This window comes from Acinetobacter sp. RRD8 (assembly GCF_031844225.1).
GTDB lineage: Bacteria > Pseudomonadota > Gammaproteobacteria > Pseudomonadales > Moraxellaceae > Acinetobacter.
Window position 1 is genome coordinate 288,886 of the sequence record NZ_JAUZUU010000001.1, and the last position, 21,199, is coordinate 310,084.

A 21,199-nucleotide genomic window follows, 5' to 3' on the forward strand; every position below is an offset into this window, starting at 1 on the left:
GTAATATTTCGTTTTGGATTTTCAACAGTGACCCAGAGACTCGATCAAATTAATTCTTCTATTGCCAGCAACACCAGCACAACTCCACAAAAGATCCGCTCAGATTTACTTATCTCTGCATTTGAACAAAGCGAAATTAAAAATACTCTGGACCATACCCGGTTAACATCCACCCAGCTGACGCACATTCCAAACTTAGAAAAAATTCCTGCGTCAACCAAACGGATCAAGCCCCTGAATAACTTTTTGGGCCAAGATCGCGCACGCGCCTCAGTTGAGGCCGGGATTGCCCTGCCTTATTCCGGCTATAACATTTTTGCTGTCGGTACCGCAGGTCTCGGTAAACGCACCATGGTGAAGCGTTTGCTGCAACAGCACGCCAAAACTATGGAAACCCCGAATGACTGGGTGTACGTCAATAACTTTCAGAACCAGCGTCAGCCGATTGCACTAGAACTGCCCTCGGGTCAGGGCCCAAAATTCCAAGCCATGTTGAATCAAAGCTGGCAAACGATCCTCAAGCAACTTGAGCGCCGTTTTACTGCAGAAACCTATCACAACCGCATTGAAATGATTCGTCAGGAAACCGGTGATGAACAGCAGCAGGCGCTGATCGAACTGACCAAAGAAGGCGCAGAACTGGATCTGAAGCTGATCTCGCGACATGATGAGCACTGTTTTGTCCCTGTGCATCTGATTGATGACAAATTGCAGGAAATGTCTCAGGAAGATCTGAATGCCTTAAGCAACAAAGATCGTGCCGAACTGGCGTCCAACATGCGCTATATGGACAAGAAACTGGAACGTCTGGGTTTGCATCTGGGTGATCTGGAAGATGATGCACGCGATCGCGTACAGATCCTGAACCGCGATATCGCCAAGCAGGTGGTCTTACCGCGAGTCGAACAGATTCTGGCGAAATTCAAACACGTGGAAGGTCTGGAACATTATCTGAAGTATTATGCCGAAGACATTATCAACAATGTCGAAATTGTGCTGGAACAGGAAGAAGATGACTTCACTCCGGCGCTGTTCAGTCGCGTTCCGGCACGTTATCAGGCGAATGTGATTATTACCCATAAACCGAACAGTGGCGCACCAGTCATCTTTGAAGATTTTCCAACGCATTACAACTTGCTGGGTCATGTAGAACAACTGACCCAAAATGGTACGATTACCACGGACTTTACTTTGATTCGTCCAGGTACTTTGCATAAGGCCAATGGCGGCTTCCTGATGCTGGAAGCGGAACAATTGCTGGAACAGCCGTATGCATGGCAAGGCTTGAAGCGCGCGCTTAAATCGGGCCATTTAAAACTTTCCTCGCTTGAGCATATGATCACGCTAACCGGCAGTATTTCGATTGAACCTGCCTCAATTCCCCTGAATATCAAGGTCATCTTGCTGGCTGAGCCTGAAATCTATTATGAAATTTTAGAGCTTGAACCAGAGCTAGGCAGCATCTTTAAAATCCGTGCCGATTTCACCGATACATTACAACGTAATGACAATAACGAGCAGGCTTATATGCAGCTGATTGCCGACTATGTGCAATCGGATAAATTATTGCCTTTTGACCGTTCTGCTTTAGCCGCCTTGCTCACAGATTCCAGCCGTCAAGCCGAAGATCAAAGTTCATTGTCATTACATGCTCTGACGCTGGGCGATCTGATCCGTGAAGCACATCATCATGCCTTCCAGGCCGGTGACAAGATGGTTTCAGAAAAACATATCAACACCGCACTGGATCACCGTAAATATCGTCTCGGCTATTTACGTGAACTGTATTGGCAAGATCTGACTCGTGGTACTCAACTGATCGAAACCCGCGGCCATCGTCTGGGCCAAATCAATGCCCTGTCCGTCATTCATTATGCTGATGTTGAGTTTGGTCTGCCTTCACGTCTGACTGCTTCGGTTTACCAAGGTGGCGGTGATATTCTGGATATCGAACGCAGTGTCGAACTCGGTGGCTCCTTACATGCCAAGGGCGTGTTGCTGATGTCGTCTTTCCTGAAAGCACATTTTGGCCGTGAACAGACCTTGCACTTCTCTGCTGCGCTAGCGTTCGAACAAAGTTATGGTCAGGTCGATGGTGACAGCGCCACAGTCGCGGAACTTTCTGCCTTGCTATCTGCCATCAGTCAGTTACCGATTGATCAGTCCTGGGCCATTACCGGTTCCATGAACCAGCTGGGTCAAGTACAGCCGGTAGGCGGTGTGAATGCCAAAATTGAAGGTTTCTTTGATGCTTGCAAGTTACAAGGCTTGACCGGAAAACAAGGTGTAATTATCCCACGGCAAAATATGCAACATCTAATGCTGCGTAAAGATGTCACCATTGCTGTGGAAGAAGGCCAGTTCCATATTCACGCGATTGATACTATTGATCAGGCACTGGAAATCCTGATGGCGCGTCCTGTCGGTACCTTGGATAAAAAAGGTCGCTATAGCAAAAATTCAATCTATGCCGCAGTGATGGCACAGCTGGATTATTGGCAAGCGATTGAAGATGGTGCCGAACTGGTCGAAGTACCGAAGAAAAAGAAAAAAAAGAAGAAGAAAGACAAGAAGCAAATCGTCGAGCCACAAACTGAAGTTGAAGCTGATGTTTCGACAGTTGAACAGCCGGATGCAGCGACAGAGGATTAACTCTGACCTTGACCTAAGCAAAAATAGAGACAAAAAAAGCGCTTCTCAATGAAGCGCTTTTTCACATCTGGACTTAATTTAATACAAAATTAAGCATCAACTGCCGGGCTGTACTGTTCAACTAAAGGCTTTAATTCACCTTTTTGGAACATGTCGAGCATGATATCACTACCGCCGATCAACTCACCATTGATCCAAAGCTGTGGAAATGTCGGCCAGTTGGCGATTTGTGGTAACATCGCGCGAATGTCCTGGTTTTCCAGAATGTTTACATAAGCAAACGGACGACCAATTTGACTGAGTGCTTCTACTGCACGTGCAGAAAAACCACATTGTGGAAATTGCGGTGTGCCTTTCATGTAAAGAAGTACTGCGTGTTTTGCAATTTGGTCACGAATTAACGCTTCGGTATCGCGTGCTTGTTCAGTCATTGATAAATCCTCAACTCATCTGTCTCGCATTATACCCAAATCCAGGCAAAACAGTATGTCTAAAGCAATAATTCCAATTTTATTTACAATTACCCTTTAAATCTGAGCGGGTTTTTGCTTATATAAGTTTTTCTTTCCACCTAACAGTTAAGAGTTAGTCATGAATAATATTACCCTCGCACCGGTACAAACTGATCAACCGTCTCATTTGATGCCTGTTTTTGGCCGTCAACCGATCAGCTTTGTCCGAGGACGAGGTGCATATCTTTATACCGAAGATGGTACAGAGTATTTAGATGCATTAACCGGCATTGCCGTATGTGGTTTGGGACACGCGCATCCAGTTATTGCCGAAGCGATTGCTGAACAGGCAGCGACCCTGATTCATACCAGCAACCTGTTTGAAGTGCCTTGGCAAACCGCTGCCGCACAGAAACTGGCTGAAGTTGCAGGCATGGAAGAAGTATTCTTCTCAAACAGTGGTGCAGAATCCAATGAAGGTGCTATCAAAATTGCACGTAAATTCGGTCATATGCAAGGCATTGCTTCACCAAAAATTATTGTTGCTAACCAGTCTTTCCATGGTCGTACCATGGCCACCCTGTCTGCTACAGGCAATAAAAAAGTGCAAGAAGGTTTTGGCCCGCTGGTTGAAGGTTTTATTCGTGTACCTTTTGGTGATATCGAAGCAATTGAAGAAGCTGCAATCAATCATCCGGATATCGTAGCGATTTTGATTGAGCCTATTCAGGGTGAAGGCGGTGTGAATACCGCACCTCAAGGTTTCAGCTATTTAGAAGAAATCCGTCAAATCTGTAACCAGCACAACTGGCTGATGATGCTGGACGAAGTACAAACTGGTAATGGCCGTACCGGTAAATATTTTGCTTACCAGCACACCAATATTATTCCGGATGTACTGACCACAGCCAAAGGCTTAGGAAACGGTTTCCCGATTGGTGCAGTGATGACTCAAGGTCGTGGTGTCGGCGTATTAACTGCTGGAAATCACGGTTCTACCTATAGCGGTACAGCACTGGGTTCGCGTGTGGTCTATACTATTCTCGATATTATGCAAAAAGAAAATATCGTCGCGAATGCTGCTGAAAAAGGTGCTTATATCGTTGACCAGCTACGCAACAAACTGGCAGATCAAAATGTCATCGTACGTGGTTTTGGTCTGATGATCGGGATTGAATTACCAAAAGAATGCGGTGATCTGGTTGCGATTGCACGCGATGAATACAAGATGATTATCAATGTCACCGCAGGCAATGTCGTTCGTCTGTTGCCTACCCTGAATATTACCCAGGAGCAGGCAGACCAGTTGATCGAACGTCTAGTAAAAATGATCAAATCTTATTTAGCATAAAGCCCTAGCTTAAAAATTAAAAAAGCCGCTCTAAAGCGGCTTTTTTATTATTCTGCATTCTATGATGCGTTTTGTAACATACGTCCGCCAGAGATCTGGCTAAAATATTGTTTCAAGGTATCAAGACAACGAAGAATTTTTGTCGGTTGTTGTTCACGTTTCGGAATAACCGCATACAGTGTAATCGGTGGCAGTCTCCATTCAGGCAGAACTTCAACTAAAGTACCGTTAAGCAAATCCTTTTTAGCATCAAGATATAAAACCTTGGCAATCCCATTGCCCTGCAAGCACATCGATTTTGCAACCAAACCGTTATTGGTACTGAAACGGGATTTCAGTTCAAACTCGGCTTTTTCTGCAGTATTCACATGTTGAAAATGATAATACTGATGGTTTTTAAGATGCGTTAAAGGTAAGACCTCATGATTTTTAAGATCATCAGGTCTCGAAATAATGGTGCTTTGATTAATATAACTCGGTGTCGCCACCAGAATTTGCTCAATCTGCATCAATGGCACAACCTGAAGATTATGCTCATCATTTTTCTGTTCAAATCTTAGGGCGATATCAACCCGCCCATCCAACAAATCAACCTCATGATTGTTTGTTTCTAAATGTACTGCCAAGCCGCGATGTGCAGCCATCCAATGAGAAAGTGCAGGAATCACATGATTCGCGCATAATTCTGGCAAAGAAACGATACGCAGCTCGCCCACGAGATCATCACGTAATTCATTGATCCGGACTTTACCGCGTTCAGCAGCAGATAACATTTCTTGACAGCTATGGAAAAAAGCTTGTCCCGCTTCGGTCAGACTTAATTTTCTCGTCGAACGATTTAGAAGTACGACTTCCATATCGTGTTCTAACGAGCGAATTTGTTGACTGACGGCGCTGGTCGTAATCCCTAATTCACGGGCAGCACCGCTAAACGAGTTTTTCTCCACAACGCAAGCAAAGACACCCATTGCTCGAAGTTGATCTAACATAAATTTCCCTCTAAACTTATGAGGTGCTTCATCATTTGATAAAAGCAACTTATTGTATTATACGGCGAAATTTACACTTTGCATTATTTATTTAATTGTTTGGTAAAACTGCAGTAGGATTAATAGGTTTGCCGTCTAAGCGCACCTGAAACTCCAGCATGGTACGGTTTGTACCGGTCGATCCCATTTCTGCAATTTTTTGACCAGCCGTTACATTTTGGCCACTTTTCACATTCAATTTACTGTTATGTGCATAAGCGGTGATATAGCCATTGATATGCTTCACCAACACCAGATTGCCATATTCTTTCAGGCCATCAGCGGCATACACCACCTGCCCGTCTGCTGCTGCAAATACCGGATCACCGACATTGCCACTATAGCGGGTGCCCTTAATATTAGAAGCTAAATTGTATTGCTGGAGAATCGCGCCATTCGATGGTTTTACCCAACGTAGACCTGCTGCAGTAGATACTGGCGTTACAGGTGCAGATGTACTGACGCGTGGTGTGGTTTGTACTGTCGTTGCTGGTGTCACCGGTGCCGGTGTAGGCACTGCAATTGTTTGACGCTGGATTGGCGCTGCCTGAGTCATAGCCTGAGTACTGGTGCTACGGCGCGCAGTATTGCTTTTCAGGCGGATTGATTGTCCGACATAAATCCGGTACGGCGCACTGATATCATTCATCTCGGCAACACTGATATAGTTCAGTCCATAACGTGCTGCAATCCCACTCAATGTATCTCCTGAACGCACCGTATAGAAATCAGGAGCTGTTGCATAACGCGTTGCATTATTCACCTGGGGTTTGGTGGCACAACCGGTAATTACTCCTGTAGAAATAACAACGGTCGATAAAACGAGGGTTTTAATCAGGGTTGCAGGCGAAGCTACGACACATTTCGGTAACACCAAGAACATTATCTTCCTCTCTAATGCTATACGGTTGCAAAATTCCGTTAAGATTAGCAAAGTTTTACGGCAATATACTTGCAATCGCGAGTTTTTCACAAAGTTATAACACTAAGGACGCATTTTCTGCCAATTGTGTTTGTAAATTCCGCAGACTCTCATAATTGGTAGCATCCATCTGAATCGGGGTAATACTGACATAGCCATTGGCGACCGCAGAGAAGTCCGAATCAATTTCGTTAAATCCTGGCTTAGGGTCTGCGACTGCTTCTCCTGAGAGTCCAATCCAGAATACCTGACGACCACGTGGGTCTACATGACTCGTCACCGGTTTAGACTGACGGCAGCGACTTTGATACGTCACTTTTTCACCCTGTAACTCAGCTACATCTGGAATATTGATATTAAAAATATGACGTTCAGGCAGAACAGGCAAACCACGCACAATAAAATCATGCACCCATTCGGCGGCCAGCTGATAATCCTGAGGCTGTTGATAGCTGCGTACATTCGGTCCACTGAGTGATACGGCAATCGCAGGATGTTTACTTAAACGACCTTCAAAGGCTGCACCGACCGTACCGGAATACAATACATCATCACCCAGATTCGCGCCGCTATTTATCCCGCTAACCACCAGGTCAAATTCAAAGTCAAACAGCCCGTTCATGGCCAAGTAAACACAATCTGCCGGCGTCCCATTAACCGCCCAGACATCAGGAGAAATCTGGATTGGGCGTAAAGGGCGGTCCAAAGTTAAGGCACTAGAAAAGCCACTGCGTTCACTTTCCGGTGCCACAATCACCACTCGCCCCAAAGGCTTTAGCGCTTGCGCCAAAGCCTGAATACCGGGTGCAAACACCCCATCATCATTTGAAACTAAAATATTCACTAAAAAATCTCGTTACGCTAAAAAATGACTGACTAGGACATTTCATTGTATTAGTGCAGGAATTATATATATTTATTGCTCGACATCCATCTTTATAATATGTGGCTCAAGATGATTAAAAAATTCTCTTTATTTAGCGCTCTCACTTTAAGCTTGGCAGCATTTATTTCCCCTTCAGTCATGGCAAACGATCTGACTGTTGAAGAAAACAATACCATTGTAAAAGAAGATATTGCATCAGCACAGGTTATGGCTGAAGTTTGCCCGGCAATCATTGGTCAAAATCCAAAATTTAACAGCACCGTTGAACAATTGATCCAGTCTTATCTTGCAGACTACTCAGATAAAGGCATGAGCTATCAAAAGCTACAGGCAGACAGTGAATATAAATCTTTACTTGAAGAAGCACGTCAGGGTGCAAAGCAAACCAGCTCAGACGAGCAGAAAACTGTCTGTGAAGAAATGCTGAACTACCAAGGCTAAGCCAGCTAAATTTTCAAATAAGACGGTGTAAACATCGTCTTATTTTCTCTTACAGATTTATTCATAATTCTACAGCTTCGCTACATTTTCCCACTTTTCAATTTCAAAAATAAGTTTAAGCTAAGCAAATTATTGTTCTAAATCCATTTTTTGAGTTTTCAATGAAAAATCCAATATTCCAAGCTTTAACATTCTGCGCAATTTCTGCCGCCACTCTTTTGGGAACTTCTGCATTTGCAGCCGATGAAAACATTAATGTTACCCCAACTCAGGAAGTGACCAAACAGGAACTGGCAGCCATTTATGTTCTTTCAGAAATCTGTCCAAGCATGGTCAAAGACAAGTCACAGTTTAATCAGGGTTATACCAAGCTGGTGACTGAGTATATGCCGGGCCAGCGTAATCCGGTTGAAAGCTTAAACCAGATGGCTAAACAGAACGATTTCCGCAATATTCTGGCCGAAGCACAATCGGATGCCAAGAAAGCCGGCAAGAAAAAAAATCAGGTGATTTGTAATGAATTAACCACCTATAACAATTAAGCTGCTTTTCTGCCGATAACTTACAATACTTTTGAAATAAGACCGGGTTTCCCATAGAAGTCAGCCTAGCTTTGTCCTAAAATGCTAGGCTCTTCGTGCTTACATCAAGATATAGGAACCCACTAGAAATGACCCAAAAAACTGCCCTTGCTGCATTATTATTAGTTCCTAGTTTTAGCTTTGCAGCAACTGTCCTATCTGCACCACCAGAATTGAATAATAAATCCTACGTGCTAATGGACTACGAGACAGGGCAACTTCTCGCTTCAAAAAATGAAAATGAAAAATTAGCCCCTGCTTCAATGACCAAGATGATGACCAGTTACATCATCGAACAAAAACTATTGAGCGGTGAACTCACTGAAGATGAACAAGTGCGCATGAACGAGTCAGCATGGTGTCGCGGCAGTAGCGCGGAATCATGTATGTATGTACCTTTAAATGGTACGGCAACTGCACTTGAAATGCTTCGCGGGATTATTATTCAATCAGGGAATGATGCATCGAAAGCCATGGCTGAACATATTGCAGGGAACGAGGGTACCTTTGCACATATGATGAATCAGGAAGCCAAACGTATTGGCATGACCAATACCAGCTTTATCAATTCAACCGGTATGCCTGCTGAAGGTCATTATTCGACTGCCAAAGATATGGCAACGCTGGCACAGCACATCATTAAAGACAGTTCCAAGTATTATCCGATTTATGCTGAAAAAGAATTTACCTTTAATGGCATCAAGCAAGGTAACCGTAATGCCCTGCTGTATACCGACCCAAGTGTAGATGGCTTAAAAACTGGTCATACCAATGAAGCGGGGTACTGCTTGACCACCTCGTCTAAACGTGGCCCTACTCGCTTGATTTCAGTTATTTTTGGTGCACCCACCATGCAGGAACGTGCAACGCAGACACGTGAATTGCTGGCTTGGGGTTATGCGAACTTCGAAACCAAAAATGTTCAACCAGCTAAACAGGTACTTGCTAAAGCCAAAGTCTGGTTCGGTAAGGAAGATGAAGTTCAAATCGGACTTGCTGAAAACTTTAATGTGACCATGCCTAAAGGTCAGGCCAATGCGATTAAAACCCAGCTGGTGGTTCAACCGAAACTGACTGCACCATTACAACCGGGGCAAGTTGTCGGTAAATATGTTGCGACTCTGGATGGTAAAGTCATTTCAGAAAAACCTCTTGTGGCTTTGAATGCAGTGGAAGAAGCGGGTTTCTTCGCGCGTATGCTCGACCATATCAAACAGTTCTTTAGCAACTTGTTCTAAGTCTAAACAGACCATTTCAGTCTTGGACTAAGACCAAAGCACTCATTCAGATGGGTGCTTTTTATTTTATACTATGCACATGATCCTTAAACTTTTAATGAGCAGATCACCATGAGCCAAAACATTCGTTCTTATTTAGACACGACTCCAGAAATTGATAAATCGTGTTATATCGATCCGATGGGAATCGTGGTCGGCGATGTGGTCTTGGCTGAAAATGTTTCTGTCTGGCCTTTTGCCGTGATTCGTGGTGATGTTAATTCAATCCGGATTGGTAAAAATTCGAATGTTCAGGATCATGCCATGTTGCATGTCAGTCATAAAAAAGCCGATAAACCGAATGGTTCGCCTTTGATCATTGGTGAAGATGTCACGATTGGCCATCATGTGACATTGCATGGTTGTACGATTGGTAATCGTGTACTAATTGGGATTAACAGCATTATTCTGGATGATGTCATCATTCCGAATGATGTGATGATTGGTGCAGGTACGCTAGTTCCACCGGGTAAAGTTTTGGAAAGTGGCTGGCTCTATGTTGGTAGCCCGGCAAAAAAAGCACGTCCGCTCACTGAAAAAGAAATGGCGTTCTTGCCGTATTCTGCACATAATTATGTAAAAGTTTCTGGGAATTATAAATAACTGTTTTAATTGCCAAATTTTTTGATCGTTAGATACAATAAATTAAATCTATCTCTATATGAATATTTATGTTTAAAGAAATTGAAAAATATGTGGGATTTTATCTACTCACCTACATAATAATTTTATTCATATGTGGATTTTTTCAGTACATAGCAGTGTGTCAAGGACAATCTTTATCTTGTAGCTTCAGTATGACTGGAATTAACACAATTATTACAACCACTGCTTATGTAATAACACCTATAATTGCCATCATTGGTTTTATTTCTTGGAAGGTACAATATAACATTCAACTCGAAAAAAATGATCTCAGAAATGCTTTAGAGGCTGCCGTCATACTCAAGGAAAATATAAATTATTTTGAAGTACATTTAAATAACTTATATGTACAAATACAAGAAGTACCCGTAAAAAACTTCGAAACACTTATTTCACATTATGATGAAAATAAAGTTGAAATTAGACAAAAAAGACGTGAACTTTCCCTGAATACAATCAAATATTACTCATGTCTAGAAATATGCCAACATCCAATTCCTGAAAGTCAAATTGACTTTCTATATAATCATAACAATGAATTTGAAGGAAAGTTTAAAACTATAGTTTTCGGAAAATTTCATCATAGCCACACACCCTAAAATTTTATACAATAGTGCATCCTTTTCCATGGTGCTGCTTTATGACTGCTTGGACTGCTCATGTCACTGTCGCAACTGTCGTTGAAAAAGACGGAAAATTCCTGTTTGTAGAAGAACATACAGAAGGTGTGACACACACGGTATTTAATCAGCCTGCGGGTCATATCGAATGTGGCGAAACTATTATTGAAGCTGCCATTCGCGAAACCATGGAAGAAACCGGACATACAGTGAGTATTGAATCACTGCTAGGTATTTATACCTATACCCCACCGATGTTCCCGGATCGTACTTATTTTCGTTTCTGCTTTTTAGCCAAATCCATTGACTACGACCCAAATGCCGCTTTAGATGCTGACATTATCGGTGCAGTCTGGATGACGCTAGATGAATTGCTTGAATCTGCTCGTGCGCGTAGCCCACTGGTGATTAAAGCCGTACAAGATGCGCTTTCAGGTCAAAAGTACCCTTTATCGCTCATTTACGAGCACCAAAATTCTCCCTTAATTTCAAATTTGGATGCCTAATCCTATGCAACAACGTGTCATCGTCGGTATGTCAGGTGGTGTAGATTCATCTGTTTCTGCTGCCCTTTTACTTCAACAAGGTTATCAGGTTGAAGGTCTTTTCATGAAAAACTGGGAAGAAGATGACGGCACAGAATATTGCACGGCGATGGAGGATCTTGCCGATGCACAAGCCGTTTGCGACAAAATCGGCATTAAACTGCATACCGCAAACTTTGCCATGGAATATTGGGATCGCGTATTCGAACATTTCCTGGCGGAATATGCAGCTGGCCGTACGCCAAACCCAGACATTTTATGTAATAAAGAAATTAAATTTCGTGCCTTTCTCGATCACGCAGTAAATCTGGGTGCAGATTTTATTGCGACGGGTCATTATTGCCGTCGTGGTGAAACCATGACCAACTCACGTGGTGAAGAATATGCACCTTTATTGCGTGGTGTGGACAATAACAAAGACCAGACTTATTTCCTGCATGCGGTTCATGGTCGTGAAATTAATAAGACCCTGTTCCCTGTTGGTGAAATTGAAAAGCCACAAGTCCGTAAAATTGCAGAAGAATTAGATCTGGTTACGGCCAAGAAAAAAGACTCGACTGGGATCTGTTTTATTGGTGAACGTCGTTTTAATGACTTTTTAAAGCAATATTTACCTGCTCAACCCGGAAAAATCGTGCTGGAAGATGGTAAAGAGGTTGGTGATCATCACGGCTTAATGTACTATACGCTCGGTCAACGCGGTGGTATTGGTATTGGCGGTATGAAAGGCGTTGCTGAAGGTGCCTGGTTCGTATTGCATAAAGATATCGAAGGCAATCGTCTGGTGGTCGGTCAAGGCCATGAACACCCACTCATGCAAAGTACTACACTTTGGAGTGAAGCGATTGACTGGGTCGCAGGTGAGCAGGATATTCCTGAAACAGGCTTCCGCTGTACGGCCAAAACCCGTTACCGTCAGACTGATCAAGCATGTACTGTGTATCAAGATTCAGAATCACCGAATGGTGTTCGTGTTGAGTTTGATGAACCTCAACGTGCAGTGACCCCGGGTCAAAGCGTGGTGTTCTATTCAGGTGAAGTTTGTTTAGGGGGTGGTGTGATTCATCATACCAATGCACCTAAACCTGATTTTATAAAAGGATGAATTCGGCATGACGGAGTTACCATTTCAACCAGCCACAACGTTGAATACTCGTCAAAATCGTGCTTTGGCATTAGCGGGTGTGTTTCAGGCCACCCAGCTGACCCATATGACAGCATTGACAGGTCAGCAAAGCATTGGTGAAAGTGGTAACTTTTATTTTGAACAGTTGATTAGAGCCAGTCTTAATATCCGTCCCGGCAGTAATCAAAATGCCCAGACCCTAGACTTTTTTAATCAACTGGCTGATATTTCCTTAGGTTTAAAAATATTAGAAAGCAGCATCATTCAACCCTTCAATACTTCTCCAAAATCCAGAATTCCAAAACTTTCCAGCACCAAACTTCCCATGAGCTATGCAATGGCACTTCTTCAGTTAGAAAAGAAGGTCTATAGCAATCCCAAATTTGTTGAAATTATTGAACAGTCCCAACAGAAAATTCTCAGACAGCTTTCTTTCTTTGATAATAATTACCTGCACCCCAGCATCATTGCCAATCTAGCTCAAACCTATGTCGATACTGCCGGACAGATTAATCCGCGCATTATGGTACGTGGCAATGCCGAAGCCTTTAAGGATGCCGGACACACCAACCGCATTCGTGCGTCTTTATTTACCGGTTTGCAAATGGCACACCTGTGGCGTCAGCTCGGTGGCAGCTCTTGGGGCATGGTATTTGGCAAACGCAAGTTGCTACAAGATATTCAGAATCTAGCGCGTTTACAGTTTCAGGTGGTTTAACTGATGCTGCACGTGTTTCGTTTTACGTTTAATTCCAAAATCTAAGGAATCGATATGAACGCTTTAACTGCACTTTCTCCATTAGATGGACGTTACGCGAGCAAATGTGATGCTCTACGTCCTTTTCTTTCTGAGTTTGGTTTAATCCATGCTCGTGTGACTGTTGAAGTGCGTTGGTTACAAGCGCTTGCAAACCACCCGGAAATTACTGAAGTACCGGCGTTTTCAGGCGAAACTAATGCAGCGCTTGATGCGATTGTGAGCGATTTTTCTGAAGATGGCGCCAATCGCATCAAAGAGATCGAACGCACCACTAACCACGACGTTAAAGCGGTTGAGTATTTCCTGAAAGAAAAAATCGCTGGTATCGAAGAACTTAAAAATGCCGGTGAATTCATTCACTTTGCATGTACGTCTGAAGATATTAACAACCTGTCACATGCCTTAATGCTGAAAAGCGGTCGTGATGTACTGGTTGCATCTATGCAGCAAATCATCGATTCAATCGTTGCGCTTTCTGAAAAGCATGCAGACCAGCCAATGTTGTCTCGTACTCATGGTCAAACTGCAAGCCCAACAACTTTGGGTAAAGAAATGGCGAACGTGGCTTACCGTCTTGCACGTCAAATCAAACAGTTCAAAAATGTTGAGCTACTGGGCAAAATCAATGGTGCAGTAGGTAACTACAATGCGCACTACTCTGCTTACCCAGACATCAACTGGCCTGCGCATTCACAAGCATTTGTAGAGTCTTTGGGTCTAGACTTCAACCCGTACACCACTCAAATCGAGCCACATGACTATATGGCTGAACTGTTTGATGCGCTACGTCGTTTCAACACTATTCTGATCGATTTTAACCGTGACATTTGGGGCTATATCTCTCTTGGTTTCTTCAAGCAAAAACTAAAAGAAGGCGAAGTTGGTTCTTCAACCATGCCACACAAAGTTAACCCAATTGACTTTGAAAACTCTGAAGGTAACTTGGGTATTGCCAATGCTGTACTTGCACACCTTGGCGAAAAACTGCCAATTTCTCGCTGGCAGCGTGACCTGACTGACTCTACTGTGCTTCGCAACATGGGTGTTGGTTTTGCGCAAAGCTTAATTGCTTTTGAAGCTTGCTCTAAAGGTATTGGCAAACTTGAGTTGAACGCTGCGCGTATTAATGAAGATTTGGATAATGCCCAAGAAGTATTGGCTGAGCCTATTCAAACTGTAATGCGTCGTTACAACGTTGAAAAACCATACGAAAAACTAAAAGCCCTGACTCGTGGTCAAGCCATGACTCGCGACATGATGGTAGATTTCGTAAACGGTAACGAGTTAGAAGCTGTTCCTGCTGCTGACCGTGCGCGTTTAGCGGAAATGACACCTGCATCATATACAGGTAATGCTGCTGATCAAGCTAAACAGGTAGCTGAGCTGATTGCAAAAATCTAATTTGCAATAAGACGAAAAGGCGAAGCTCAGGCTTCGCCTTTTTATTTATAATGTATTTTATTCTAAAAAGATATTTCATAATAACGACATGATTGATCATCGACTTTCCGCCAAACATTACACGAGCCTGGGCATTTTAATTCTGGCGATTTTGTTTGCCAGTATTCGTCCTTTAGAACTGGAAGCTTATCTCTTGCATCAGGCAGGGACAGTTTTCATGATCATCATGCTGCTCATCTGCCTGTATAAAATCGGCCTGAATTTTTTAAGTTTTAATTTATATATTCTTTTTCTGATTGTTCATGTGATTGCTGCACACTATCTATATTCTTATGTGCCTTATAACCAGTGGATTGAACAGATTTTTGGCTTTAATCTGAATGAAGCGATGCACTGGTCACGTAATATGTTCGACCGATTTGTCCATCTGGCCTACGGATTATTACTTTATCCAATTTTCCATCGCCTGTTTCAGGTCTGGTTGCCGCAGCAAAAACCCGTGGTCATTTTCCTGCTGGTGATTCAGTTTGTGGTGGCCAGCAGCATGCTCTATGAATGGCTGGAATGGCTGATTGCCATTGGTTTATCTCCTGAGGAAGCTGAAAACTATAATGGACAACAAGGTGATATGTGGGATGCGCACAAAGACATCTTGCTTGCTACGATTGGCGCGGCGATAATAGGCGGGCTGCAATTGATACCGAAAAATCAAAAAAGCTCATCGAAGTGAGCTTTTAAAATCACAATCTAATAGCTGAATTAAAGTTTTGGATCACGCATTTAATTACATTCATATCTTCAATTATGAATGTGGACAATATCGCATCCAATCATCCTTCATTTTTTGCAGTTCATTCCCCGTCAACATCTCACTGTAATAAATGAAATAGGTTGCATCAGGATATTGAATCTCATGACGGAATATCATGCCACGCAGTGACACAGATAACTCCTCAGGAAAATCATCCTCTAAATAAAGTTCTTCAAATTCATAATTAAAATAACAATTTTGCGTCGCAAGAAATGCTTCAGCTATAGCCATGTTTCTGCTCTAACAATAAAATATGCTTTATTTTATCTGATTAGTTTCAATGATGATTTACATTTCATTCGATTCAAGCCATTGAACAAACTTAGATTCTGACAAATGTGGATATTTGAACTTATCTAGATATTCAAAGCAGGCCTTTTGGCCTTGAGGAATTTTATCCAGATGCTTATCGAAGAATAAATGCCGACTATATTGAGCGCCATCAAAGCGAATACTCACACGTTCAAATTCATTACCACCTCGAACTTTATGCATCTGATAAAACTGCACAACACCACATTCCTGCGATGGAATAACAGGTGGATCATTGGGCTTTAGAAAGCTATACAGCAGAAAGATACAAACGCCGGGTAGAAAACTCAGCCAAAACAAAACCTTCTTAGAATTATCCTGAGTTAATTTTGCTTCAGAATAAAGCATACATAACATCGGAATAAATACGATACTAAAAAAACCAAGCAACAAAATAAACGTGAGCATATGAGCCTAGACTCAATCAGAGTACTCCACTTATATCATAACAATATGATTTCAAAAAATAAAAAAGCCCACCGAAGTGAGCTTTAAAATTCATTCAAGATCAATTGGATTAAAGTTTTGGATCACGTATTTGCACCAGATTTGCGTTTGCTTTACTTAAGCTTTCCATAACTTTATTCATGACAGTGGGTATCAGTGAATCAGCAATTTGCGCTGCTTGCAGGCCGAGTTTTTCACCCAAAGTTGGTTTCTTGCGGGTCTGGATGGAATAGATATCATGTTGGGTCAACAAGTTGAGCAGGTATTCATCTGAGGTTTGCAGTTTATCCACCAGATTTAGATCCAGCGCATCCCGACCATACCAATGCTCACCAGTGGCCACTTTTTCAATATTCAGCTGCGGGCGATACTTCTCAACGAAATGTTTGAATAAAGCATGGGTTTGCTGTAATTCTTCTTCAAACTTGGCTTTACCCTCTTCAGTATTTTCACCAAACATGGTCACGGTACGTTTATACTGACCTGCGGTATAGAGCTCAAAGTCGATTTTATTGTCTTTCAGTAGGCGGTTAAAGTTGGGGACTTGAGCAACTACACCAATTGAACCGACAATCGCGAATGGTGCAGAAATAATCTCATTGGCAATACATGCCATCATATAACCGCCACTGGCCGCCACTTTATCGACACAGATGGTCAAATGAAAACCTGCCTCACGTAACCGCACCAGTTGAGCTGCTGCAAGTCCATAACCATGGACCATGCCCCCCGGACTTTCCAGACGCACTACAACGCGGTCACGACCTGCTTTGGCTGTGGCCAGAATCAAGGTGATTTCTTCACGTAAGCCTTCTACCGCAGAAGCCGCCATATCACCTTTAAAATCGAGCACATAGATTTTTTGATTGGTTTTCTTACGTGCACGCGCTTCTTTTGACAGTTGTTGCGATAACTGTAAAAGTTCCAGTTTAGACCCAGTAGTTTGCGCTATTTTTTTTCGTTGTTCATTGATGCGCGCATTGAGATGACTAATACGGATTTCAGCGGACAGTTTCGGAGTATGAAATAACATAAAAAATCTATTCTCTATTTAATTCGGATTTATCCCTTTAGATTAGGTCAATTTCGGTTTTTTTCAACTTTATTTCGAGAATTATTACGATTATCACCATCTATTTCACCTATAAAAAAGAGCCTTACGGCTCTTTTTTTATATATCGGATTAACCAAAACGCCCGGTAATATAGGCTTCAGTCAACTGATGATCTGGCTGGGTAAAGACTTTCTCGGTCGAGTTGACTTCAATCAGATCACCCAAATGGAAATAAGCAGTACGATCCGATACACGTGCTGCCTGTTGCATGGAGTGAGTTACAATCGCAATCGTGTATTGGGTAGAAAGCTCAGAAATCAGCTCTTCTACTTTAGCGGTTGCAATGGGATCAAGTGCTGAACATGGTTCATCCATCAGGATCACTTCCGGGCTGACTGCAATGGTACGCGCGATACACAGACGTTGCTGCTGACCACCCGATAAACCTGTTCCCGGCTGGTTTAAACGATCTTTCACTTCTTCCCACAAACCAGCTTTACGCAAACTGCCTTCTACAATTTCTTCAAGATCGTACTTGTCACGCGCCAAACCATGCAGTTTTGGACCATAGGAGACATTATCGAAGATTGATTTCGGGAATGGGTTCGGCTTCTGGAAAACCATACCAACCTGTGCACGTAGCAAGACCACATCTAGGTTTGGATCATAAATATCCTGATTGTCCAGCATGACTTTACCGGTCACACGGCAGCTATCAATGGTATCGTTCATGCGGTTTAAGGTACGCAGAAAGGTCGATTTACCACAGCCTGATGGCCCAATAAAAGCAATCACTTCATTTTCATAAATGTTCAGGTCAATGCCTTTAATCGCTTCCGCTTCACCATAGTACACATGCACATCAGAAGTACTAAGTTTCACATTCGTCGACTTCGCATCTTTTTTGCTGCTGCTTTGCGTATCGAACTGGGAAACAAACGGAGTTGCCAGCTTTTGAGTCGCCTCATCCGAGGTGAATTGTGTCTGTTGTGGATTCACGATTTGATCCTTTTTTAAGGAATTTTGAATAACAGTTGTGTTCATGATTCTGCCCCTATTACCAACGGACTTCAAATTTCTTACGTAACCAGATGGCCAGACTGTTCAAGCTGATCATCATGGCCAGAAGTACAATAATTGCTGCTGCGGTACGCCCTTCAAAGAAGTTACGTAATTCATTGCCTTGCCATAAGAAAATCTGCACCGGTAAAGCCGTTGACTGATCAAATGGTGTGGCTGGAACGCTGGCAACAAAAGCACTCATCCCGATTAATAACAATGGTGCAGTTTCACCCAAAGCTTGTGCGACCCCAATGATTGCGCCCGTCAAAATACCCGGCAAAGCCAAAGGCAAGACGTGATGAAATACTGTCTGGATGCGGGAAGCACCGAGGCCCAAAGCTGCCTGACGAATCGAAGGTGGAACCGCTTTAAGTGATGCGCGTGTGGTGATGATCACAGTCGGTAAGGTCATCAGACTCAGTACCAGACCACCCACCAATGGGGCTGACAGTGGCAAATGCATCCAGCCAATGAAGATCGCTGCACCCAATAGACCGAAGACAATCGATGGTACGGCTGCCAGGTTGTTGATATTGACTTCGACCACATCGGTAATCCAGTTTTTCGGAGCAAATTCTTCCAGGTAGATCGCGGAGGCCACCCCGATTGGAATCGAGATAAAGATCACAATCATCATCATGAACAGCGAGCCCATAAAGGCGCCTGCCAAGCCAGAAGTTGCTGGTGAACTGCGCGAGTCAGGACTGGTGAAAATATTGGTATTGAAACTATTTTCAATCACACCAGAGGCTTTCATCTCGTCCGCCACCTGACGTACTTCAGGACTGAGCTGCTGCTGTTCATCGGGAAGATCACGGTCAATATTTCCCGCCAGCCAGACATCGACATTGGCATCCGCCAGAATTTTCACTTCCTTGCTTTGACCGACCAGACTCGGATCATTCATGACCATGTCTCGCAAGCGGTACGCCTCAGAACTGGTATATAAAGAACCCAGTTCATCACGCTGGCTTTCCAGCTTGCTGTCTTTGGCAATCATGCCGTTGATAATCAGGGCATCCCAATCTACCATTCCCACTTCGGTCTGCCATGCGATAAAGCGATCTTCAAACTGTGCTGGAGATTCTCCTGCAGCTGGCTTCGGTTTTGGACCAATATCCACAATGGCAGGATCGAAATGAATCGGCAAACTCATGCTGCTCTGCCAGAATGCAGGCAAACCTTTGGATAAAATACTCCCGAACAGCAATACCACAAAGAACAGACCTGCCAGTACCGCAGAGAAACCAAATAAACGAAAGGTTTTTTCTTTACGATGACGTCGTGCCAAAGAGCTTTGAATGGTCTTCTTACGCTTTTCACGCAGCTCGGCGGCGATGGATGGATCAATACGCTGATCCACAGGCGTTGTATTTGAAGTACTCATTAGTCGTATTGCTCACGATATTTACGCACGATGATCAGTGCAACAATGTTCAAACCCAAGGTAATGACGAATAGCGTCAGTCCTAGTGCAAAGGCCACCAGTGCTTGTGGACTAGCAAAATCAGTATCGCCAGTTAGCTGATTCACGATGGTAATCGTGACCGTGGATACTGCTTCAAGCGGATTGGCATGCAACTGCGGGCTGTTCCCGGCTGCAAGAACCACGATCATGGTTTCACCAATTGCACGTGACGCCGCCAACAGGAACGCACCGATAATACCCGGTAGAGCCGCGGGTAAAACCACCTGACGGATCGTTTCAGATTTGGTCGCGCCCAAGCCCAAAGAACCATCACGTAAGGCACGCGGCACCTGAGTGATGATGTCGTCTGACAGAGAAGATACAAATGGAATGATCATGATACCCATGACCAGACCGGCAGTTAGCGCACTGGTCGCATTAATTTCGAGTCCGACCAGAGCACCCATGCTTTTAAGGAATGGACCGATGATCATCAAGGCAAAAACACCATAGACAATCGTAGGAATACCCGCCAGCACTTCAATCGTGGGTTTTGCCCAAGAGCGGAACCGCGGTGAAGCGTATTCTGCCAGATAGATCGCAATCATCAGGCCAACCGGAACTGCAACTAAAAGTGCGATCCCGCTGACCATGAGCGTGCCCCAGAGCAGTGGCAATAAACCATAACTACCTTCGGCACTGCCAGAGGTGCTAAACCCCGGGTTCCATTGGGTACCAAAGAAGAAATCCAGTGGGCTGACGAAGCTGAAGAAACGCATTGCCTCGCCAAACATCGACATCACAATCCCGAGAGTGGTCAGAATCGCCACACCTGAACACAATGCCAGGCCGATATTAATCATTTTTTCGACTTGGTTACGTGCACGGAATTCCTGGCTAATATGTTTCTTGGCCCAGACCAGACCGGCCAGCGCAGCCGAAATCACGACTGCCAATTTGGCAAAGGTACCAATGGTCGAGAATTTAGCCAACTGTTCTGCTGCTGCAACTTCATAGGCTGCAGGTGTATCACTGACCCCGAAACCTGAGGCAAGTGCCTGAACGCGATCAATCACAACACTCAGACTTGCCGGATCCAGACTAGCAGAAACATTTTCTGGCAAATGGTTGAGTACCACCTGCTCCAGAAAAGTGGGTTCCACCATGTTCCAAACAATCAAAATTAAAAACGCAGGGATACCACACCATAGTGCAACCAGGGCACCATAATATCCGGGACGCGAGTGTAAGTTTGCAGAATTGCTTCCCTTACCTGCTAAGCTACGGCTTTTACTTAATCCGATTTGATAGGCTATGGCCATGATGGCCAATAACACACCTATAAGTAGCAGATTCATGTATTCTCCACTGTTTTTTCAATTTTCATGGTTTGAAAAAACTTGTTTATCGCAAAAAGC

General features: G+C 43.6%; 22 protein-coding genes. 12 read left to right on the top strand and 10 right to left on the bottom strand.

Features of this window, described 5'->3' with window-relative positions; genetic code table 11:
* Positions 1-27: 27 nt before the first annotated feature.
* The gene (locus Q9R24_RS01455; RefSeq protein WP_219309710.1) at positions 28-2,652 is read left to right on the top strand and encodes a Lon protease family protein; all 2,625 of its coding nucleotides are present in this window, start codon (positions 28-30) and stop codon (positions 2,650-2,652) included.
* An 89-nt stretch (positions 2,653-2,741) separates the two neighbouring features.
* On the opposite strand, the gene grxD is transcribed toward Q9R24_RS01455, so the two are convergent.
* On the bottom strand, positions 2,742-3,083 hold the full coding sequence (gene grxD / locus Q9R24_RS01460) for a Grx4 family monothiol glutaredoxin (protein ID WP_005104579.1): 342 nt from the start codon (positions 3,081-3,083) through the stop codon (positions 2,742-2,744).
* Between the two features lie 160 nt (positions 3,084-3,243).
* Here grxD and Q9R24_RS01465 point away from each other — a divergent pair, with 160 nt between their 5' ends.
* Entirely contained in the window at positions 3,244-4,455 is a 1,212-nt protein-coding gene (locus tag Q9R24_RS01465; RefSeq protein ID WP_311203558.1) for an aspartate aminotransferase family protein, read from the top strand.
* A gap of 59 nt (positions 4,456-4,514) precedes the next feature.
* Here Q9R24_RS01465 and Q9R24_RS01470 read toward each other — a convergent pair whose 3' ends face one another.
* From Q9R24_RS01470 to surE, 3 genes are all read right to left on the bottom strand, one after another.
* A complete protein-coding gene (locus tag Q9R24_RS01470) occupies positions 4,515-5,444 on the bottom strand; it encodes a LysR family transcriptional regulator (protein WP_044112899.1) in 930 nt (309 codons plus the stop codon).
* A 91-nt stretch (positions 5,445-5,535) separates the two neighbouring features.
* The gene (locus Q9R24_RS01475; RefSeq protein WP_311203559.1) at positions 5,536-6,366 is read right to left on the bottom strand and encodes a peptidoglycan DD-metalloendopeptidase family protein; all 831 of its coding nucleotides are present in this window, start codon (positions 6,364-6,366) and stop codon (positions 5,536-5,538) included.
* A gap of 94 nt (positions 6,367-6,460) precedes the next feature.
* Complete coding sequence (gene surE / locus Q9R24_RS01480; RefSeq protein WP_311203560.1) at positions 6,461-7,249, bottom strand: 5'/3'-nucleotidase SurE; 789 nt, start codon at positions 7,247-7,249, stop codon at positions 6,461-6,463.
* Positions 7,250-7,360: 111 nt separating this feature from the next.
* Here surE and Q9R24_RS01485 point away from each other — a divergent pair, with 111 nt between their 5' ends.
* The 10 genes from Q9R24_RS01485 (at position 7,361) to Q9R24_RS01530 (ending at position 15,417) form a co-directional block, all read left to right on the top strand.
* Positions 7,361-7,732: an MCR_0457 family protein gene (locus Q9R24_RS01485; RefSeq protein ID WP_004279733.1), complete on the top strand. Its 372-nt coding sequence runs from the start codon at positions 7,361-7,363 to the stop codon at positions 7,730-7,732.
* A 161-nt stretch (positions 7,733-7,893) separates the two neighbouring features.
* Positions 7,894-8,274 carry an MCR_0457 family protein gene (locus Q9R24_RS01490; protein WP_311203561.1) on the top strand — a complete coding sequence of 127 codons (381 nt, stop codon included), beginning with the start codon at positions 7,894-7,896 and terminating at the stop codon, positions 8,272-8,274.
* A gap of 128 nt (positions 8,275-8,402) precedes the next feature.
* Positions 8,403-9,551 (top strand): D-alanyl-D-alanine carboxypeptidase PBP5/6, encoded by a 1,149-nt coding sequence (dacC, locus tag Q9R24_RS01495; RefSeq protein ID WP_005096478.1) that lies wholly within the window; start codon positions 8,403-8,405, stop codon positions 9,549-9,551.
* A 111-nt stretch (positions 9,552-9,662) separates the two neighbouring features.
* A complete protein-coding gene (locus tag Q9R24_RS01500) occupies positions 9,663-10,193 on the top strand; it encodes a gamma carbonic anhydrase family protein (protein WP_044112895.1) in 531 nt (176 codons plus the stop codon).
* 68 nt (positions 10,194-10,261) lie between these two features.
* Positions 10,262-10,834 carry a hypothetical protein gene (locus Q9R24_RS01505; RefSeq protein ID WP_311203562.1) on the top strand — a complete coding sequence of 191 codons (573 nt, stop codon included), beginning with the start codon at positions 10,262-10,264 and terminating at the stop codon, positions 10,832-10,834.
* Positions 10,835-10,875: 41 nt separating this feature from the next.
* Positions 10,876-11,361, top strand: coding sequence for an NUDIX hydrolase (locus tag Q9R24_RS01510; RefSeq protein ID WP_004279727.1), 486 nt, complete (start codon positions 10,876-10,878; stop codon positions 11,359-11,361).
* Between the two features lie 4 nt (positions 11,362-11,365).
* Positions 11,366-12,505, top strand: a complete 1,140-nt coding sequence (gene mnmA / locus Q9R24_RS01515) for a tRNA 2-thiouridine(34) synthase MnmA (RefSeq protein ID WP_004279725.1) — start codon at positions 11,366-11,368, stop codon at positions 12,503-12,505.
* A 7-nt stretch (positions 12,506-12,512) separates the two neighbouring features.
* Entirely contained in the window at positions 12,513-13,244 is a 732-nt protein-coding gene (gene hflD / locus Q9R24_RS01520) for a high frequency lysogenization protein HflD (protein ID WP_004279723.1), read from the top strand.
* 54 nt (positions 13,245-13,298) lie between these two features.
* Entirely contained in the window at positions 13,299-14,687 is a 1,389-nt protein-coding gene (gene purB / locus Q9R24_RS01525; protein WP_044112892.1) for an adenylosuccinate lyase, read from the top strand.
* A gap of 88 nt (positions 14,688-14,775) precedes the next feature.
* Positions 14,776-15,417: a DUF2238 domain-containing protein gene (locus tag Q9R24_RS01530; RefSeq protein WP_311203563.1), complete on the top strand. Its 642-nt coding sequence runs from the start codon at positions 14,776-14,778 to the stop codon at positions 15,415-15,417.
* A 72-nt stretch (positions 15,418-15,489) separates the two neighbouring features.
* On the opposite strand, the gene Q9R24_RS01535 is transcribed toward Q9R24_RS01530, so the two are convergent.
* The 6 genes from Q9R24_RS01535 to pstC form a co-directional block, all read right to left on the bottom strand.
* Positions 15,490-15,729, bottom strand: coding sequence for a hypothetical protein (locus tag Q9R24_RS01535; protein ID WP_085064278.1), 240 nt, complete (start codon positions 15,727-15,729; stop codon positions 15,490-15,492).
* A 57-nt stretch (positions 15,730-15,786) separates the two neighbouring features.
* Positions 15,787-16,218, bottom strand: a complete 432-nt coding sequence (locus tag Q9R24_RS01540) for a hypothetical protein (protein ID WP_085064277.1) — start codon at positions 16,216-16,218, stop codon at positions 15,787-15,789.
* A gap of 109 nt (positions 16,219-16,327) precedes the next feature.
* The gene (sohB, locus tag Q9R24_RS01545; protein ID WP_153566485.1) at positions 16,328-17,290 is read right to left on the bottom strand and encodes a protease SohB; all 963 of its coding nucleotides are present in this window, start codon (positions 17,288-17,290) and stop codon (positions 16,328-16,330) included.
* A 150-nt stretch (positions 17,291-17,440) separates the two neighbouring features.
* Entirely contained in the window at positions 17,441-18,355 is a 915-nt protein-coding gene (pstB, locus tag Q9R24_RS01550; protein ID WP_311203564.1) for a phosphate ABC transporter ATP-binding protein PstB, read from the bottom strand.
* Between the two features lie 13 nt (positions 18,356-18,368).
* Positions 18,369-19,760 (bottom strand): phosphate ABC transporter permease PstA, encoded by a 1,392-nt coding sequence (pstA, locus tag Q9R24_RS01555; protein WP_004279713.1) that lies wholly within the window; start codon positions 19,758-19,760, stop codon positions 18,369-18,371.
* Positions 19,760-21,139: a phosphate ABC transporter permease subunit PstC gene (gene pstC, locus Q9R24_RS01560; RefSeq protein WP_005107378.1), complete on the bottom strand. Its 1,380-nt coding sequence runs from the start codon at positions 21,137-21,139 to the stop codon at positions 19,760-19,762. The genes pstA and pstC overlap by 1 nt, the downstream gene beginning before the upstream one ends.
* Positions 21,140-21,199: the final 60 nt, after the last annotated feature.

Excerpts from the sequence above, each read along its gene's own strand:
- grxD (WP_005104579.1), bottom strand. The coding sequence starts at position 3,083 with ATGACTGAACAAGCACGCGATACCGAAGCGTTAATTCGTGACCAAATT.
- Q9R24_RS01465 (WP_311203558.1), top strand. The coding sequence starts at position 3,244 with ATGAATAATATTACCCTCGCACCGGTACAAACTGATCAACCGTCTCAT.
- Q9R24_RS01470 (WP_044112899.1), bottom strand. The coding sequence starts at position 5,444 with ATGTTAGATCAACTTCGAGCAATGGGTGTCTTTGCTTGCGTTGTGGAG.
- Q9R24_RS01475 (WP_311203559.1), bottom strand. The coding sequence starts at position 6,366 with ATGTTCTTGGTGTTACCGAAATGTGTCGTAGCTTCGCCTGCAACCCTG.
- Q9R24_RS01485 (WP_004279733.1), top strand. The coding sequence starts at position 7,361 with ATGATTAAAAAATTCTCTTTATTTAGCGCTCTCACTTTAAGCTTGGCA.
- Q9R24_RS01490 (WP_311203561.1), top strand. The coding sequence starts at position 7,894 with ATGAAAAATCCAATATTCCAAGCTTTAACATTCTGCGCAATTTCTGCC.
- dacC (WP_005096478.1), top strand. The coding sequence starts at position 8,403 with ATGACCCAAAAAACTGCCCTTGCTGCATTATTATTAGTTCCTAGTTTT.
- Q9R24_RS01500 (WP_044112895.1), top strand. The coding sequence starts at position 9,663 with ATGAGCCAAAACATTCGTTCTTATTTAGACACGACTCCAGAAATTGAT.
- Q9R24_RS01505 (WP_311203562.1), top strand. The coding sequence starts at position 10,262 with ATGTTTAAAGAAATTGAAAAATATGTGGGATTTTATCTACTCACCTAC.
- Q9R24_RS01510 (WP_004279727.1), top strand. The coding sequence starts at position 10,876 with ATGACTGCTTGGACTGCTCATGTCACTGTCGCAACTGTCGTTGAAAAA.
- mnmA (WP_004279725.1), top strand. The coding sequence starts at position 11,366 with ATGCAACAACGTGTCATCGTCGGTATGTCAGGTGGTGTAGATTCATCT.
- hflD (WP_004279723.1), top strand. The coding sequence starts at position 12,513 with ATGACGGAGTTACCATTTCAACCAGCCACAACGTTGAATACTCGTCAA.
- purB (WP_044112892.1), top strand. The coding sequence starts at position 13,299 with ATGAACGCTTTAACTGCACTTTCTCCATTAGATGGACGTTACGCGAGC.
- Q9R24_RS01530 (WP_311203563.1), top strand. The coding sequence starts at position 14,776 with ATGATTGATCATCGACTTTCCGCCAAACATTACACGAGCCTGGGCATT.
- Q9R24_RS01535 (WP_085064278.1), bottom strand. The coding sequence starts at position 15,729 with ATGGCTATAGCTGAAGCATTTCTTGCGACGCAAAATTGTTATTTTAAT.
- Q9R24_RS01540 (WP_085064277.1), bottom strand. The coding sequence starts at position 16,218 with ATGCTCACGTTTATTTTGTTGCTTGGTTTTTTTAGTATCGTATTTATT.
- sohB (WP_153566485.1), bottom strand. The coding sequence starts at position 17,290 with ATGTTATTTCATACTCCGAAACTGTCCGCTGAAATCCGTATTAGTCAT.
- pstB (WP_311203564.1), bottom strand. The coding sequence starts at position 18,355 with ATGAACACAACTGTTATTCAAAATTCCTTAAAAAAGGATCAAATCGTG.
- pstA (WP_004279713.1), bottom strand. The coding sequence starts at position 19,760 with ATGAGTACTTCAAATACAACGCCTGTGGATCAGCGTATTGATCCATCC.
- pstC (WP_005107378.1), bottom strand. The coding sequence starts at position 21,139 with ATGAATCTGCTACTTATAGGTGTGTTATTGGCCATCATGGCCATAGCC.